Raw genomic sequence first — 11968 nt, forward strand, 5'->3', positions numbered from 1 at the left:
CAATTTCTCCGATCAGCTTTATTCGAACTATCTTCCATACGGAATGAACAATTACTTTATTTGTTCAAGCCACGCGACAATTTTATCAAGTGCTACGGCAGAAAATCTCTCGTTGTCAAAAGCTAGGTCTTGCAAAGCCCCAGTCAAAGTTCGATAGTTGTGATCCACGTTCGGTAATTTCTCTATTGAAAATGAGGTATGCCCTGAATTTTCTAAAATATTTCTAATTGCGTTTAAATTGGAATCGCATTGAACCTGATCATCATGATCACCACAAAGAGCCAGTATAGGTTGGCGTATTTTGGATAAATATCGCTGAGGTTGGAATTTTCTAAGCGCTAACTGTTGCGGAGACAGCCACACATTAAACATCATTTTCTCATTTTCTTTGTGGCCCTGAGAGATAGCTGGTTCTATGTTTTGAATTTGTACGTCAAGTTCGCGGTCAAACTGAACCTTTAGAGAATCCAGATCCTCACTTTGTTCCAACACCTTATATAATGGCTTTGAAATCCGGTCGTATCTTTGATAAAGCGAATCGATTAGTTTAGCGTTTCCAAACATTTTTCCGCGCTCTAAAAACATCATTTTGGTCTGGTATTGAAAAAACTCGTATCCACTGGTTGCCTGCACACTCAAAAGCACTAAGAACGAGACATCTTCACTTCCAGCAGCTGCGACCTCAGCCGATGCTCCTCCTTCACTTATTCCAAGAAGGCCGATTTTTGCAGTTGGGCGTTTGCTTTTGTGGAACTTCAAAATGTCTAAAAGATCTTGGGCCTGAGAATAGAGTGTGACCGAATCTGTTGTTCCAGTTGATTTAGCCATTCCGCGGTTATCAAACCAAAATACCCCATATCCGCGCTCGGCAAGATCATAGGCTAAGCTTTTGAAAATCCCAGCCGGAGTCCTTCTGCTAGGCAAGTTTCTGTTTGGTGTCAATGGTGGGCTTGAAAGGACTACTAGCGGATAGCCTGAGCGCGGAGGAATCAATGAGCCGCTTATCTGAACGCCGTCTCTCAACTTAATTATTACATTCGAATCCACTACCGTGGTTTGACTCAACGCATTCGGACAGAATCTAAGGAGGATTGTGAGAATAATAAGACTATTGCGTATAAATACAAATTTGTGCCGCATCTTATCACGGTGGCTGATGCACAATTTTATTAGTTTTTTTTGCAGCTGTTTTCTCTCCATAATTCTAGCGTTGGATGATCAAACCTAAATTATTGTTTCAATCGGCTACTTAGTTTAACAATTCAATATACGAAGCCAGGGTAATGCTGCGCTATATATTGATAACCGTAGTTTGTTGCTTGAACTTCAAACGGCTGCGAAGCGTGCTCACCAGGATTCGTATAGACGCTGTATGCACTGCCAAGACCGGCTGCGATGTAGCTACCGGTTCCCATTTGTTGCTGTTGCAAGTAATGTCCATATTCATGAATGAGCGTGCTAACATCCGCTCCTCCGTTTGGATCCAGATAGATTCCTCCGCTCAATTGGTAGTGGTTATCACCCCAGTTCTGCGAACTATATACTGTCGCTCCTGGTAACGTAAAACTTGTCCCATTATTTGAGTAAAAGGTGGCATTTCCACCGGAATTCACTATATACCCGCCATTAATATAGATCGTATCGCCTCCTCTAATTGAATTTAGGTCTTGCTCACTTTCAATTATGGACAGATCGGCAATCAAGTCGTCAAAGCTGATTTTTTTCATTGTTATTAAAAGTTAAGTGATAAGTTTTGTAACCGATTGAAACATTGCTAAATTATGCAAAAAAATCTCTTTTTCATATCATTTTAATTTTATGTTTAAAAGGTTTCCGTTTGAATTACAGTTTGATAAGACAGATTGTGGCCCAACGTGTTTAAGGCTAATTGCCAGAAGCTATGGGGTATACTATTCGTTACAATATCTTCGTGACATTTGCGGAAAATCGAAGCATGGAGTTTCATTCTTTGACTTATCAGCGGCATGCGACCGAATTGGATTCAGGTCAGTTGCGATTCGTGCTACCACGGATCAACTTCAAAAAAAAGTCTTGCTTCCCTGTATCGCTCATTGGAAGGGAACACATTTTGTAGTCGTTTATCGTGTTAGCAGGACCAAGGTATTCGTTGCCGACCCTGCTGCCGGGAGAGTCTCTTATGACTTGGCGACTTTTCAAAAGAACTGGTATGCACCGGATTCTGGATACGGTAACATTTTACTCATGGAGCCCAGTGTGGAGTTTACCTCTAAAGGTCCAATAAGAAAGCAGTCAAATACACGATTTTTGCCAATTCTAAGATATTTTTTCCCTTACGCATCGAGTATAAGGAATTTAATTGTGATTATGCTCGTCGTCACGCTTTTACAGTTGTGCCTACCCTTTTTGTCGAAAGCAGTCATTGATGTGGGGATTAAATCGGGTGATTTGACCTTCATTCAAATGGTGCTTGTTGCAAACATTGCCATCGCAACTAGTATGATGGTTGGAAATGTGGGCAGGGATTGGATCCTTCAGCATATCTCCAGTCGCGTCAATCTGGCTATGGTCTCAGAATACCTGATTAAGTTGTTAAAGCTGCCAGTAAGTTTTTTCGAAACGAAGTCTGTTGGAGATATTCTGCAGAGGGCTCAGGATCTTGAACGAATAAGATCATTTATTATGAATAACTGGCTAAATACCGTCTTTTCAGCCGTTTCCTTTCTGGTATTTTCTTTTGTTTTGTTCATATTTAATTTAAAGGTATTTGCAATTTTTGCTGTGGGAAGTCTCGTCTACATTGGATGGGTAATGGCTTTTCTAAATATTCGCAAGAAGTTGGACTGGGACTATTTTGAGCTCATCGCCAAAAACCAGAGTTATTGGGTAGAAATCGTTGAATCAATCTATGACATTAAGAACTTCAATTATGATACAAGCCGGAGGTGGGCTTGGGAACGAATCCAAGCAAGTCTCTATAGAACAAACCTTAGGGCGCTCGGTATTAATAATCTACAAAATTCGGGAGCGGGGTTTATTGACAGTTTGAAAAACATCCTGATAACGTTTTTCTGCGCAACCCAGGTAATTCAGGGAACAATGTCATTCGGGGTGATGGTGTCGACACAATTTATTATCGGATCATTGAACGGGCCGGTCAGTCAGTTTATTCAGTTCATTATCGCACTTCAAGCCGCAAAGATTAGTTACTCGCGTCTTAGTGAGGTTCACGAGATCGATGACGAAACAGCCTCTGATGGGATGATCACCGTGGATACATTATTCAAAAAGGATATTGTTTTGAGTAATGTGACTTATTTGTACTCACCAAATCAGCCTCCTGTGGTTCGAGGTGTAGGTTTTGTCATACCGCAGGGTAAAGTGACGGCGATTGTAGGCGCGAGCGGCAGTGGTAAGAGCACCTTATTGAAAATGTTGTTGCGGCTATATAATCCCTCCTATGGAGACATCTTCATCGGGGATATGAATCTAAGAAATATATCGTTACGTGATTGGCGCTCCCGATGCGGCGCTGTGATGCAAGAAGGGAGAATCTTTAACGATACAGTTCTTAACAATATAATACTTGAAGATTCCAATCCCGACATGGAAAGATATAACAATGCTATACTTGCGGCAAACATCGCTACTGAGATCGAGCAAATGCCACAGGGATATCACACTAAACTTGGCGAAGATGGGCAAGGTATAAGTGGAGGCCAGAGGCAGCGAATTCTTATTGCAAGAGCCTTGTATAGGGAGCCAGAATATCTGTTTCTGGACGAAGCTACGAATTCCCTCGATGCAGTGAACGAGCGAAAAGTTATCGATGCATTAGAAAACGCTTATAGAGGTAAAACTGTTGTCGTTGTTGCTCACAGGCTCAGTACCATAATCAATGCCGATCAAATAGTTGTATTGGACAAAGGATATGTTGTTGAACAAGGCTCTCACACCGAGCTATTTGAAAAGGGAGGCGCTTATTGGCGTCTTGTGAGTACCCAATTTTCTCACCAAACGCTTTAAACGAATGCATGAAAACAGACATAGTCCGCAAACAGCGACCGAGGAAGTAGAAGACATCGTCGGAACGATGCCAAAGTCTGTCGGATTGATATGTGCGATTATAGTTTCCTTTGTTATAGTAGTCTTAATTACCAGTGCACATTTTATACGGTATCCCGAAACAATCGTCGGCGATGTTACTGTAAGCAACGCAGACGCTCCGATCAAGCTCGTTTCTGCAACCGCTGGTAAATTAAAACTACTCAGGGAAAATAGCAACGAACCTGTAAGCGAAGGTACAATTGTAGCCTACATCCAGAATTCGGCAAACTTTACGGATGTGTTGCTTCTAGATTCACTCCTTAATGACGGTACAAGTGTTCGGAACGACGTGGTATCGCTGGCTAAAAGTGTTCCGACCAATTTGCTTCTCGGTGAACTAACTCCGGCTTATTTTGCATACGTTGAAGCAATAGCACAACTTAGAAACTATAAGACTAACAGACAATATGAGAAGTTGATTAGTTCGAGCCAAAATCAATTAAAACTTTACAGCGAAGGTCATCATGCAGCGGTGAATCAATTAAAACTTAGCAATTCAAACTTTGAACTCGCGTTGCAAATATTCGCACGCGACTCTATCCTCTTTACAAAACGAGCACTGTCCCCTCACGAATTCGATCAGGCGAAAATGAAAGTTTTAAGTGCCAAAGAGTCAGTCGAGAGTGCAACGCGAAACCTTTACAATGTCAAGGATCAGATTGGCAATGCGGATGCCAAATTGAATGAGCTCCTGACCGGAAATCTTGAAAAACGGGACCAAATTAAGCTGGACATCGCTAAAGCACAAAACGAGTTGTTGGATAATATAAAAATTTGGAAGGAGAAATATTTATTTGTGTCTCCCTCTAATGGCAACTTGCAATTCAATCGATTTTGGATCGATGATCAGTTTGTGTTGGCGGGTGAGTCTATTTTTACAATCCTGCCCGGTCAACGAAGCGTGTATGGACAGGTAGTTGTACCAACGCTGGGGGCAGGAAAGATTTTAGCTGGTCAGCGGGTTCTGGTCAGTTTGGATGACTATCCTTACATGGAGTACGGCTATATGGATGGAAAGATAATGTCGTTATCATTGACGACCTCTCGGTTCGAGACAACGAATGGGGAACTGAACAACTATTTAGCAACTATAGAGTTTCCGCGGGGGCTTGTAACATCTAGTGGGGCAAAACTAAATTTTCGGCATGAATTACATGGCAAAGCCGAAATTGTAATAAATGGAAGAAGGCTTTGGGAAAGGTTACTCGAGAATGTTCTCCTACTAGGTCGGTATAATTAACTTTTGTCCCCAATAGAGCCATGATTTCAGTAATTATTTGTTCGAGAACCGTAGCTCAGGCGGAAATCGTTAAACTGAACGTTGCCGAGACGATTGGCGAAGCGCATGAGTGTATCATTCTTGTTAATTCTGATGGGGCGCTTGGGATAGCGGAATGTTACAACCAAGGAATTGAACTGAGCAAGTATGAGATCCTATGCTTTATGCATGACGATGTGGAAATGCGGAGCGGAAACTGGGGCGAGATCGTGGTACGAACGTTTATGCACAATCCTAAACTTGGGTTGCTGGGAATTGCTGGTTCTAAGTATAAGCCGGTTTGCCCGAGTTCTTGGTACTGTGATATTTCATCCATTTGCTGTCATTATTTACAGGGCTTTTCTCATAAAGCTTCCCAGGACGTCTATTATTTGATCAATCCTGACGAGTCCACACTTTCGCAAGTGGCCTCGATTGACGGATGCTGGATGTGCACAAGAAAAACGATTGCTCAGGAAATTGGTTTTGATAGCACGTTATTGAAACATTTTCATGGATACGACCTGGATTTCTCTCTGGCCGTTGGTGCTTGTTGGCAGATCATGGTCACTTTTGAAATCCTTTTACGGCACTCCTCGGAGGGGAAGTTTGGCCCTATTTGGTTTGAGGAAATATTAAAAGTTCATCACAAATGGATACATCGTCTGCCTGTTTTTGTTGGAGACGTTATTCCACGGGATTTAGCCTTCGAGGAAGAGCGTTTTTTTAACAAATTCAAGCAACAGGCCATAGATGCCGGAATAGCATTAGAAAAACTAGTACCGACATGTCCTGTGTTTTTTGCAAGCCGCAATGCGGAGCTGATGAGCTGATAGCGAGACGTAAATTAATGATTTTTCAAAGAGCAGATTGGAGAGCCTAAAAGATATAGTGATCAAGGGTAAAATGAGAGTATTCTGGTCGACTTTGGCTCTGTATCAGGAAGTCGCATTCAATTTGGAAGGAGGGGCAAATGCGTTATGTCTTGTCAGCCTGGCTCGCGAAGTTAAATACTTCCGCAGCTGCCGAACTTCATTCCACCAGAAGCTAACAGGCGACTTTCAATTTGAGCTCGTCCATGAGCTTTTGGGAGTCGCCCAGCAATCCATCCTTTCTGCGCCCCATCTGCTTAACCCAATTCTGCGTGAGCGTACTCGCAGCAGTGCCCACTGCATGGTTTGCGAATGACGAATGGCTAAATATCTTCGTCTATAAAATCGATAACGGGCCCGTTTCTCTCAATTTTGGTCTGCTTTTACCTTTGTGTTGGCAGGGATCCTGATTGCCATCCAAACTTTCCGCGTTGCGAACCAGAATCCAACGACGTCACGAAGAACAAAGGAGTAGCGATTTTTTGAGTATGGTCTCATCCTCGCTGTTATGCTTGACCTAATCACCGAGTTATCAATCTTTGGTTTTCTAACATGAGCCACTATTTCTCTTTCCAAACCCCAAACTCCACAATAATTCACTGCCCTTGCCTCAATGAAACCCGGTTTGACGCACCTTCATAGTCGACATTGTTCAGCTGAACTGGATCATCCTCCCCAAAACAGACGGGGCAAATCAGGTACGTACCGTTGGGATTCTCCTAAAATGTTTTACAGCCACAGCAAGGGCACGGATAATTCTCCGTTACCTTATTTATTGAAAAGGAAGAATGAATAGGCTAGACCATTAAATAATCTCGCGGGCGCTCTTTGGATAGACGACTATAAAGGGCTAAATTTGAGATGGAGAATATTTGAATTGAAACCAAATCGAGTCATTTCATTCGATCCCCAATTCAGTCACCTATTCGGTTCATTCGAATAAGATACCTGACAATCAATTACTTTCGTCGATATTTTGCGATCCCAGCGGGATCACTGAAAGCGCCTCAAAGGGCGCTTTTATGTTTTAAATTGTTCTGAAAATCAGCTTGTTTCAAAATTTGTGAGTCATTCCTGATCAAAGTAACCTATCCGATTCGGTTACCGTTTCGGTTACCTATCCGATTTTCTAAATTAGGTAACCGAATTTCCGAAAATAGCTTGTGTGATGTGGTTTTGAGGAAATCGATGCGTCGCCTGTGGGAAGTCCCTGCAGGGAACATTAGATCACTTAAAAATGTGAAGGATGAAAAGCAATCAGAAACTTTCGATCCTCTTCTGGCTATTCAAAGCCGAAGCAACCAAAGACGGCAAGGCGCCGATTTATGTCCGGATTACCATCGATGGTCTCGATGACGAAATCTCCCTCGGTAAAAAAGTGCACCCCGACGATTGGTGCAATCAAACGAAAAAGGTAACCGCGTCTGGTATGGAAGCCAAACTGATCAACATTGCCATCGATCAGGCGCGGACTTCGCTCACTTCCCAATTCATGGTGCTGCAATCGCAGTTTGAGTACATCACACCTACGATGCTTAAAAACGTTTTTAAAGGCAGGCCGGTGGAAGACAAAGGTGATGCGGTAAAACAAGGTTTAAAGAAAGAGCAGACCCTGCTTCAAGCATTCGACGAGCACATTGAAAAGTTTGAATTAATGGTCCAGCGCGGGATGCGTTCAGACAATACACTGCGGCATTGGCGAAAACTTAAAAGGCATGTTACTGCATTTATCAAGTTTCAGTACAAAACCTCGGACCTGAATTTTTCAGAGCTATCTGGCCTGTTTGCTGAAGAACTTTACGAATACCTGACGCTCCACAAGCCCAAGCCGCTCGCGGAGGTATCTGCCCGGAAGGATGTAAAATGGACCAGGCAGATAGTAAAAATAGGCGTCAAGAAGGATTTCATAATACGCAACCCAATGGAAGGTTTTAAATGCTCTGGCGGGGATGTTGAACTAATTCCATTGGAGTTTGAACAGGTGGAACGCATTCACCGAAAGAAATTGCACGTGGAAAGGCTGGCTGAGGTGCGCGATGCCTTCATCTTTCAATGCTTTACCGGCTTTGCCTACCAGGACATCTATGGGCTCACGCGGGATAGCATAATGCTTGTCGGGCCGAAAAGGGAAAGGTGGCTTGTAAGGAAGCGAGGAAAAACGCTGGTCGGTGAAATGGTACCCATACTGCCGATTGTAGAAGAATTGATAGAGAAGTACAAGAACCATCCATACTGCGTAGCCCACGATAAGCTGATTCCAGTGAACAGTAATTTCCGGTACAATACCTATCTGAAAGAGCTCGCCGATTTGTGTGATATTCGGGATATCACAGGAAGTATCCGGAGATTGGACACCCACGATGCCAGACATTTCTTCGCTGATATGATGCTGAACAATGGCGTTCCCTTGGAAGATGTTAGCAAGATGCTCGGTCATAGAAACATTAGAACGACGATGCGTTATTGCAGGGTTAGAAAATCGCGCATCAGCGAGAATGTGGGAATAGTACGAGATAAGCTATTTACGAAAACGGGTAAACTTCGACAGGCATCCTAGGTGTCAATATAGCTATTTGACCCGACCGCCAGCTTTAAACTTCTGGCGGTGCAATATTTCACCAGGCTTTGAACATTTTAATTGTTCAATAATCTCGTATCCATCTGCTGCTGAGCGACAAGGGATAATAATTTTGTTAGGTGCATTTTTAATATCATTAACTACGGCAAGATTACCCGCCATCATTTCCCGTACTATGAGGGTTCCGATAATTTTTGGTCTAATTAATTTCATTTTGCAGCTCCTTATCTGCCTCGGAACATTGAATATTTTTATCCCACAATACACGCACGTCGGAGTAGAAGTAAACGAACCAGGCGACATCGTCAGGTTTTGTTCCCGGGGCGATAGACCAACTTCCCTCAGTAGCACAAATGTTCTCTAAAATACGGTTTGACGACGCCGCTGGAAGGTGACCGTCAAACCATGTGCTGTCAATAGCTCCTTTACCGTTAACACGAAACGCGAAAAGGCCCTAAGACGGTCTGCAATCGGCAGTTTCAGCAGCGGCATTACTTGATAAACGATCTTCCAGGCTTTTGCCTGCTTTATTCACAAAGCGAAAGTTTTTTGGTTCGAACTTTGTTTTGTCGATGACCCGTGACTTGTGTGGCGGAAGAGGTTCAAACCCTGGCATTGGAAACAGTCCAATAACTGCGGGAGGAGTACTACCTCCCGGGCTTTGAGATAACGATGCAAATCCAGACAGTATACTAAGTGAAAATGTAAGATAGACGCTAATCCGACCAACTAATATCATGGGCTAACCTTATTAAAACGTGGGAAACCAGTTGCGAATAGATTCATAACTTCCAGAGTTTATGGTTCGAATATATATAATTCTTACACATTGTCTCCCAGGAATAAATGCAAAATTCGTTGTTATGAACGAATACCTTCTCAGAAGACGCGCCGCGGCAAAGCTCGCGTTGCTGAGACAACCTTTAACAAATCCAAAAGGCGGTCAGAAATTTGTAAACTAGATTAACTATCAGAAGCCTAATTTATAATTTTGACCGGATACACAGCCAAATTGATATATTACGCCTGCTACATCCGCGATCAGGTAAGGAACGCTGGGAATTGCTTCATTAGGAGCGGACGCGCCAAGTGTAAAGTCCAGGGCAACTATAACAAACCATCAAATGAAGTACTATTTAGGCGGGTATTATCTGGCAAAGCTTGCCCCGGTAAATTTTGGTAGTTACAGCAACGCTATGATTTATACTTGCAGTAACTGTATTAATGATCATTTGGTCGACGTGTGGTCGTACACTTGGGCCACAGGAAACGATGAGCGGGCCGTTGAGGCAAAGGAAATCTTTCAGCTTTCGGAAAAACAAATCGGCTTAATCAGAGATTGGGTTGATGAAAAACACAATGAAAGTAAATTGGGCTGGATCAATGTCTTTACCGACCTTGACACGGCTATGGAGTACAAACAAAGATTCTTTTCTCATTTGAAGGACATTAAGGTATTTGCCCTCTACTTCAATGAGGCTGAGCGCGAATACATCCTTGATGATTACAAGCCTCGACCAGGGATGGGCGAAATCGGACTTCGGCTAACTCTTTTGAAAGGTATCGAGGAGACTGACAATGAGAAATTTTTAGGCTTTGATTATATAGGCATCGAACTAGGCGGCGACTTTCATACGTTCCATTGTCATGATCTCGGTGAAGAATTTTCTAGCAAATTCGAAGTGACCTTGAATGAATATGGATTATTTGATAGCGACAAGAACTCCGATCAAGTCCTTGTCTACCTAAACGATGATAGTAACGGCTGTGAGCCTGTTCCTTGGCTCGTTGCGAAGACTAAACTGGTCTTATTTACGTAGTAGCAGCCTGAATTGACGGGTAGTCTCGCCAGTTTAATATAGAGTGACAAATCCTCTGCTCAAAAAACAGTATCCTCAAATCTGTGTCGGTTTTTTTCACCCAAATGGGGTCGGTGGTCCGCCCGATTTTATCAAAGAAACTCTTTCGCCCATCATATCCTTGAAATGGACAAGCCAATTGTACTTTTTGTCCCCAATAAAAAAATCACCGCGCGTGATTGCCAGGAGCGCCTCAATAACACTTGGCTTACACTCGAAGACTATATGCTTTGCGGTAGGGTAATCCCCTCGGACAAAAATTGCCCAATAGCTGCGGTCTGGGTCTAACTTGCCAATTTCATTGCAAATCTCTTTCCTATTCGTGGTTCGGATAAAAATGGGAGACTTCAATGCGTCAGGCCAATTGGAGAATCGGCGGCTCGGGCTATCAATATTTATAAATCGATCTTCCAACCGTTTCAGTATCTCGGCCCAGTCCGCGAAGTGTCTATTTAAGCTTACCGGCCCAACCTGTCTCGCTAAAAGATCTATTTTTTCTTCCCAGTACATAACTTGTGAGATATGGATGAAGATACTCTTTTTCTACAACCCCGCTAATCCAGAGAATTATTTCATTCTACCGGCCAGGCTCGGTTTTTGAGCCAAGAGAACCATAATGTTACAAATGAGCCGAGTAGCAACCGTAAGGGGGCGAGGAAACAATACTCAGGTGATAAAGATACACTGAAGTTACCCTGGTTGCTGATAGCAGATCCAAGTCCAGGCAAGCCTTTTCCAGTTTTTGAGCCGTCGACCTTCTGCATTTGGCCATCCTTCTGCTGTGTAGTGATTGAAAAATTTGACAGCTTCTACGACCGTAGATCCCTGCTGCAAAAAATAAACCCCGACGTGAATTTCGTCAGGGGGACACTGGCTTCCAAATCCAGCTGAGCATTGTTTCTGCTTCATTTGACCGCGGCAGTTTTAAACTTTTCGAACATTTTATGAATATCTACTCGATCGTAGTAGATCACGCCGCCAATCCGCATAAAGCTGAGCTGGCGACTTACACGCATGGCGTGCAGCTTGCCCGGCGATACGCCTAGTAGCTTCCTTACTTCCCTAGATTTGAGCCATTGTTTGGAATGCTGAGTGCCTCCACCTGCCAGCCGTCTCATTTCAGAGAGCATTTGCTCTTTAAACTTTTCAAGATCCGCCAAAGTGACTAATTGATGCGTGAACATTGCCGAACTCTCCTCTGATTGCCTGCCCTTCTTTTCCATTGCTGCTTGTTTTTTGTTAACAATCAAAAACATCGACTGCGCGTAGCAACGACGTTTTTGATTGGAAAATACTAGTCAGCATTAGATACTTG

At 43.1% G+C, this 11968-nt stretch carries 10 protein-coding genes and 2 pseudogenes; 6 read left to right on the forward strand and 6 right to left on the reverse strand.

What is annotated here, in order from left to right:
- Positions 1–51 precede the first annotated feature (51 nt).
- Together BMW93_RS32400 and BMW93_RS32405 are read right to left on the reverse strand one after the other, a co-directional pair.
- Positions 52–1200 carry an alpha/beta hydrolase gene (locus tag BMW93_RS32400; protein WP_090386515.1) on the reverse strand — a complete coding sequence of 383 codons (1149 nt, stop codon included), beginning with the start codon at positions 1198–1200 and terminating at the stop codon, positions 52–54.
- A gap of 62 nt (positions 1201–1262) precedes the next feature.
- A complete protein-coding gene (locus BMW93_RS32405; RefSeq protein WP_090386517.1) occupies positions 1263–1727 on the reverse strand; it encodes a hypothetical protein in 465 nt (154 codons plus the stop codon).
- A gap of 91 nt (positions 1728–1818) precedes the next feature.
- Here BMW93_RS32405 and BMW93_RS36370 point away from each other — a divergent pair.
- From BMW93_RS36370 to BMW93_RS32420, 4 genes and pseudogenes are all read left to right on the forward strand, one after another.
- Positions 1819–2175: pseudogene (locus tag BMW93_RS36370) on the forward strand (cysteine peptidase family C39 domain-containing protein); the annotation flags it as partial.
- A 171-nt stretch (positions 2176–2346) separates the two neighbouring features.
- Complete coding sequence (locus BMW93_RS32410) at positions 2347–4005, forward strand: peptidase domain-containing ABC transporter (RefSeq protein WP_229241071.1); 1659 nt, start codon at positions 2347–2349, stop codon at positions 4003–4005.
- Positions 4006–4009: 4 nt separating this feature from the next.
- The gene (locus tag BMW93_RS32415; protein ID WP_090386521.1) at positions 4010–5326 is read left to right on the forward strand and encodes an HlyD family efflux transporter periplasmic adaptor subunit; all 1317 of its coding nucleotides are present in this window, start codon (positions 4010–4012) and stop codon (positions 5324–5326) included.
- 20 nt (positions 5327–5346) lie between these two features.
- Entirely contained in the window at positions 5347–6177 is an 831-nt protein-coding gene (locus tag BMW93_RS32420) for a glycosyltransferase (RefSeq protein WP_090386522.1), read from the forward strand.
- Positions 6178–6391: 214 nt separating this feature from the next.
- On the opposite strand, the gene BMW93_RS36110 is transcribed toward BMW93_RS32420, so the two are convergent.
- Positions 6392–6514: a hypothetical protein gene (locus tag BMW93_RS36110; protein WP_255372364.1), complete on the reverse strand. Its 123-nt coding sequence runs from the start codon at positions 6512–6514 to the stop codon at positions 6392–6394.
- Between the two features lie 298 nt (positions 6515–6812).
- A pseudogene (locus tag BMW93_RS36375) lies at positions 6813–6917 on the reverse strand (CPCC family cysteine-rich protein); the annotation flags it as partial.
- A 545-nt stretch (positions 6918–7462) separates the two neighbouring features.
- On the opposite strand from BMW93_RS36375, the gene BMW93_RS32435 reads away from it, so the two are divergent.
- Positions 7463–8773 (forward strand): site-specific integrase, encoded by a 1311-nt coding sequence (locus tag BMW93_RS32435; protein ID WP_090386526.1) that lies wholly within the window; start codon positions 7463–7465, stop codon positions 8771–8773.
- A 12-nt stretch (positions 8774–8785) separates the two neighbouring features.
- On the opposite strand, the gene BMW93_RS32440 is transcribed toward BMW93_RS32435, so the two are convergent.
- Positions 8786–9007, reverse strand: coding sequence for a hypothetical protein (locus BMW93_RS32440; RefSeq protein ID WP_090386528.1), 222 nt, complete (start codon positions 9005–9007; stop codon positions 8786–8788).
- A 911-nt stretch (positions 9008–9918) separates the two neighbouring features.
- Between BMW93_RS32440 and BMW93_RS32445 the strand changes: the two genes are divergently transcribed.
- Complete coding sequence (locus BMW93_RS32445) at positions 9919–10614, forward strand: hypothetical protein (protein WP_090386530.1); 696 nt, start codon at positions 9919–9921, stop codon at positions 10612–10614.
- A 944-nt stretch (positions 10615–11558) separates the two neighbouring features.
- Here BMW93_RS32445 and BMW93_RS32460 read toward each other — a convergent pair.
- A complete protein-coding gene (locus tag BMW93_RS32460; protein ID WP_229241073.1) occupies positions 11559–11876 on the reverse strand; it encodes a helix-turn-helix domain-containing protein in 318 nt (105 codons plus the stop codon).
- Between the last annotated feature and the right edge of the window lie 92 nt (positions 11877–11968).

Origin of the sequence: Dyadobacter sp. SG02 (genome assembly GCF_900109045.1) — a bacterium.
In the GTDB taxonomy this organism is placed as follows: Bacteria; Bacteroidota; Bacteroidia; order Cytophagales; family Spirosomataceae; genus Dyadobacter.

Excerpts from the sequence above, each read along its gene's own strand:
- BMW93_RS32415 (WP_090386521.1), top strand. The coding sequence starts at position 4,010 with ATGCATGAAAACAGACATAGTCCGCAAACAGCGACCGAGGAAGTAGAA.
- BMW93_RS32460 (WP_229241073.1), bottom strand. The coding sequence starts at position 11,876 with ATGGAAAAGAAGGGCAGGCAATCAGAGGAGAGTTCGGCAATGTTCACG.
- BMW93_RS32435 (WP_090386526.1), top strand. The coding sequence starts at position 7,463 with ATGAAAAGCAATCAGAAACTTTCGATCCTCTTCTGGCTATTCAAAGCC.
- BMW93_RS32440 (WP_090386528.1), bottom strand. The coding sequence starts at position 9,007 with ATGAAATTAATTAGACCAAAAATTATCGGAACCCTCATAGTACGGGAA.
- BMW93_RS32400 (WP_090386515.1), bottom strand. The coding sequence starts at position 1,200 with ATGGAGAGAAAACAGCTGCAAAAAAAACTAATAAAATTGTGCATCAGC.
- BMW93_RS32420 (WP_090386522.1), top strand. The coding sequence starts at position 5,347 with ATGATTTCAGTAATTATTTGTTCGAGAACCGTAGCTCAGGCGGAAATC.
- BMW93_RS32405 (WP_090386517.1), bottom strand. The coding sequence starts at position 1,727 with ATGAAAAAAATCAGCTTTGACGACTTGATTGCCGATCTGTCCATAATT.
- BMW93_RS32410 (WP_229241071.1), top strand. The coding sequence starts at position 2,347 with ATGCTCGTCGTCACGCTTTTACAGTTGTGCCTACCCTTTTTGTCGAAA.
- BMW93_RS32445 (WP_090386530.1), top strand. The coding sequence starts at position 9,919 with ATGAAGTACTATTTAGGCGGGTATTATCTGGCAAAGCTTGCCCCGGTA.